At 33.9% G+C, this 4578-nt stretch carries 3 protein-coding genes, 1 pseudogene and 1 other annotated feature; all 4 genes and pseudogenes read left to right on the top strand.

Annotated elements, in window-relative coordinates; translation table 11 throughout:
* Positions 1-111: 111 nt before the first annotated feature.
* Positions 112-899 (top strand): annotated as a pseudogene (locus AB3X49_RS18180) (IS5 family transposase).
* Between the two features lie 320 nt (positions 900-1219).
* Positions 1220-2380: an alpha/beta hydrolase gene (locus tag AB3X49_RS18175; RefSeq protein ID WP_367963829.1), complete on the top strand. Its 1161-nt coding sequence runs from the start codon at positions 1220-1222 to the stop codon at positions 2378-2380.
* 84 nt (positions 2381-2464) lie between these two features.
* Positions 2465-3154, top strand: a complete 690-nt coding sequence (locus tag AB3X49_RS18170) for a 4'-phosphopantetheinyl transferase family protein (RefSeq protein ID WP_367963827.1) — start codon at positions 2465-2467, stop codon at positions 3152-3154.
* A 205-nt stretch (positions 3155-3359) separates the two neighbouring features.
* Positions 3360-3591, top strand: a binding site (T-box leader).
* Positions 3592-3629: 38 nt separating this feature from the next.
* Positions 3630-4578 (top strand): class I tRNA ligase family protein (locus AB3X49_RS18165; protein WP_367963824.1); only part of this gene is annotated, 949 nt, incomplete at its 3' end.

Here is a 4578-nt window from a genome sequence, read left to right as displayed (position 1 = left end):
TAGGAATCATCCTTTTTACATAGATTATACCCTAGATTTTAGACAGGTTCTTAGAGCCTGTTTATAGTCTTATAAATATGTTAGGATGTATGCAAAACAGGAGATGAGTGTATGTCTTATCCAAGTGATATCAGCCGTGAAAAATTCGAGATCATTCGTGAAGAACTAGAAACATTTAGCAAACGCACGAGTCCGCGAAAGTATGACCTTTATGATGTGTTCAATTCACTACTCTATGTTCTGAGTACAGGCTGCCAGTGGCGTGCTTTACCAAGAGATTATCCCAAATGGTAAAATGTTTACCGCTACTATGCAAAATGAAGTAAATCTAATGCCGAAGGCAGCAGTCTATTAGAGACCTTATTAAAAAAATTGTTGGGCAAATAAGGAAAGCGGTGAATCGCCCCAAAAGATCTAGCTTTAATATTGTCGATGCCCAAAGTGTTAAGAATGCAGATACGGTTGAACAAAAAGGTTATGATGGTGGTAAGAAAGTTTCTGGTATTAAACGACATATCAGTGTAGATATTCTTGGACTTCCCCATGCGATCCATGTTACCACTGTGAATGTCACAGAGCGAAAAGGCGCACTCGAAATGTACGAGCAATATCCTGAATTGAAAGAAACCATAGAAGCCATCCTCACGGATGGTGGGTACACAGGAGAAAAGTTTCAAAAAGAAATTCAAAAGCTATTGAATGCTGAAGTACAAGTTGCCAAGCGGTCAGAATTGCATCAATTTCAAGTGATCCCCAAAAGATGGATCGTAGAGCGCTCATTTGCTTTGTTAGAAAAATACAGACGATTGTTCAAAAATGTAGAGAGAAAACTAAAAATAAGCAAAAAAATGGTTTTTATGGGATTTATTTCTATTTTAAATAAAAAGATAAGACTATAAACAGGCTCTTAGCAATTGATACTCCCAGAACGGACCCTATAAGTTACTGTGACCATACCATACAGATTGTTGGTTCTCAAATGTTGTTACATCTTTTGCATGAATATGAATAAACTGTACCATGTGTTGCTACGCAACAACGATACTTTTTCATCCCACGTCTAAAGACGGACTAAAGTCCTGCGTGTGCTTTCCCATATCGTAAATTCTGTAATAGGATTGAAGCAATATTTCCAGTTCTGAATTTTTATTTTTAGAACAGCAGCATTTGTGAACTTTCCTATATGGATTCTGAATAATTGAGAAACAAGGAGGATTATATGTTATTTCAAGAATTTAAAAGCGCACTTGAACAAAAAAAACTTGAACACGCACAATGTATTTGGGAGAAAATCAAACTATTGGGAACGCCCTTAATTGAAATAATAAGTAAAGAATTTTCTCGAATAATATTTATATTTGAAGCAACTTATTCAGTAGAAAATGTATTGCTATTAACCTCAATAGGAGACTTAAATATTGAAATTAGTACCATGAAAAATATACAAAACAGTAATTTTTGGTATCAAGAAATGATACTGAGAAATGAATTGATAATGGTTTATCAATTTTTTCCTAATGGTTTGCATGTTGAATGGAGTGAGAAAAATCGATATTCGCAGTTAGATGTAAATAATTCACAGCAATATGACAAACAGTGGTCTATTTTAATTTTATCACAGTATCAACAAGATCCTCTTACAATTTCAACCCATGATGAACAAGTTATGGTCGAAAAAAATATAAAAGATCACCATATCTATAGTGATGCTCTTAAAGAAGACCGATTCTTTTCAGTATATACAAATAATTCTCGGATAGATAGTATATGGTTTATATTAGATGGTCATGTGTATCTGTCGTCTATTCCCGTGCCAATCATTATTGAAAATTTAAACAAACAAGGAAAACCCATCAATCCATTAATAGTATTTATAGAACAAGTGGATAGACGTAGAGAATTGGGATGTTCTAAACGGTTTAGCCGATTTCTTTGTGAAGAGCTTTTCCCATGGATAGTGAAAAACTATAATATAAAGAATTTTAACAGAAATCAATGTATGATTGCTGGGTCTAGTTTAGGTGGACTTTCTTCTATTTACACAGCTCTAACTTATCCTGAAATAATAGGAAAAGTTTTATCACAGTCAGGTGCATTTTGGTGGAAACCAGATACATCTGATGAATGGGAATGGCTAATTCATCAATCGTTTCATAAACATGAGTCTCTCCCACAAGAATTTTATTTAAGTGTGGGGTCTTATGAAGATAAACCCATAGGGGATAGTGAAGTAACAATGATTACAAGTAATCGAAAGATGGAACATAAGCTATCAGCTTCAGGATATAAGACTTTTTGGGAGGTTTTTATAGGCGGACATCATACTATCAATTGGGCAAATAATTTTAGTTCAGGAGTAAAAAAGCTTTTTGTCACTTAATATTGATTTTAAATCTTATAAAGAAGAATCAATGCTAAGTTTAAATATAAAGATATTCTTGATATTGTTAGGGAGCTTTTTAAAATGATACATATCTATGCAATTCAACATAAAGGTTTAAATCATATCATGTTTCATCAATTACTCAAATATGTTTCTTGGAATAAAAGAGAGAAAATCAGCAGATTTGCAAATATAGATGATGGAAAAAGAAGCCTTTTAGGAGAAATAGTAGTGAGGGCATTTATTAAAAAACGGTTTAATATTTCTAATGAACGAATAAAAATAGGCCATAATACATATGGAAAACCACATATATTAGGCATGCCTGATTGTCATTATAATATTTCTCACTCAAAAGATTGGATCGTTGTCGGAATAAGTTCATCTTTAATAGGTGTTGATATTGAATATATGGAACCATGTAACGTTCAAATTGCTAAACGTTTTTTTTCAAAAGATGAATATCAAGCAATTCAAAAGAAAAAAGATGAGGAAAGAATTGAACTCTTTTATGAGTTATGGACTGCAAAAGAATCCTATATAAAAGCTATAGGAAAAGGACTATCTGTACCTTTAAATTCATTTTCCATTCAAAATTTAGGTAGGACTCTTCGTCTACTAAACAGCACAGAACATTTTTATTTTAAAAAATATCATATTGATAATAACTATAAGTGTGTAGTATGCTCAAAACATGTAAATCATATATCAATGCCTATTCTTTTAGATATAAATAACATATATGAAAATATCGTAAATATAGGATCATGATGAACAATTTTATTGGAAGTTTTTAAGTATGGCTAGCACTAACGATGAGAGTGGCTGAAGGAAATAAATAAAAAATATCATTGTACTTGCAGAGTATTAGATAAAAACATTATTTATCTAGAAATTTTTGGATTTTGTATAAATGGGATTGATAAACACATGAGGGCCTTTTATACTAAAAGTACATTCTTTGAAAACCGCATATAAAAATGCTGTGAGAGGGAAGAGTATAACATAAAACGTCTTTAGAGAGGGGAATCATTAGCTGGGAGATTCTCTAGATAGTTATGTTAGAAGGTAGCCCTGGAGCATCTTTTCTGAACGGAATGATTCTTATTAGGAAAAGACGGATTTGTCCGTTATCAAATTAAGAGTATAAGCAAATTCTGAATTTGTTTGTAAATAAAGGTGGTACCGCGATGTCCCTCGTCCTTTTTTGGATGAGGGACATTTTTTATTTTAAGGAGGGAAAATAATGTCAAACACGGAAAAGAATTTATCAACTAAATATAACCATATGTCTGTAGAAGAGGGTCGTTACCAATGGTGGCTTGAAGGAAAATATTTCGAAGTAACAGGAGATGTAGAGAAGGAATCATATACAATTGTACTTCCACCTCCCAATGTAACCGCTAAATTACACTTAGGTCATGCCTGGGATACGACGCTTCAAGATATTTTAACCCGCACAAAGCGTATGCAAGGATACGATGTATTATGGCTTCCAGGAATGGATCATGCTGGTATTGCAACGCAAGTAAAAGTGGAGATGAAACTTCATGAAAAAGGAGTTTCACGTTACGATCTTGGGCGTGAGAAATTCCTTGAAAAAACTTGGGAATGGAAAGAAGAGTATGCTTCTCATATTCGGCAACAATGGGAAAATATTGGATTAGGGTTAGATTATTCTCGAGAATGTTTTACGCTCGATAAAGATGTCTCCGATGCAGTTAATAAAGTATTCGTTCAATTATACGAAAAAGGCTTAATTTACCGCGGTGAATATATTATCAACTGGGACCCAGCAACACGTACAGCTCTTTCTGATATCGAAGTAATCCATAAAGAAGTTCAAGGTGCATTCTACCATATGAACTATCCGTTAACAGATGGTTCTGGTCACATTCGTCTTGCAACTACTCGTCCAGAAACGATGCTTGGTGATACAGCGGTAGCAGTTCATCCAGAAGATGATCGTTACAAACATTTAATCGAAAAAACAGTTACACTTCCAATCGTAGGCCGTGAGATTCCGATTATTGCCGATGAGTACGTAGAAAAAGACTTCGGAACAGGCGTTGTAAAAATTACACCAGCTCATGACCCGAATGACTTTGAAGTAGGTAACCGCCATGACTTACCACGCATCTTAGTAATGAACGAAGATGGAACGATGAACGAAAAAGCTGGTAAGTATAACGGTA

The sequence above is a fragment of the Bacillus sp. C30 genome (assembly GCF_040838255.1).
In the GTDB taxonomy this organism is placed as follows: Bacteria; Bacillota; Bacilli; order Bacillales; family Bacillaceae_G; genus Bacillus_A; species Bacillus_A mycoides.
Note: the sequence above shows the minus strand (reverse complement) of the source record. Positions and strands in the feature narration are given on the sequence as shown.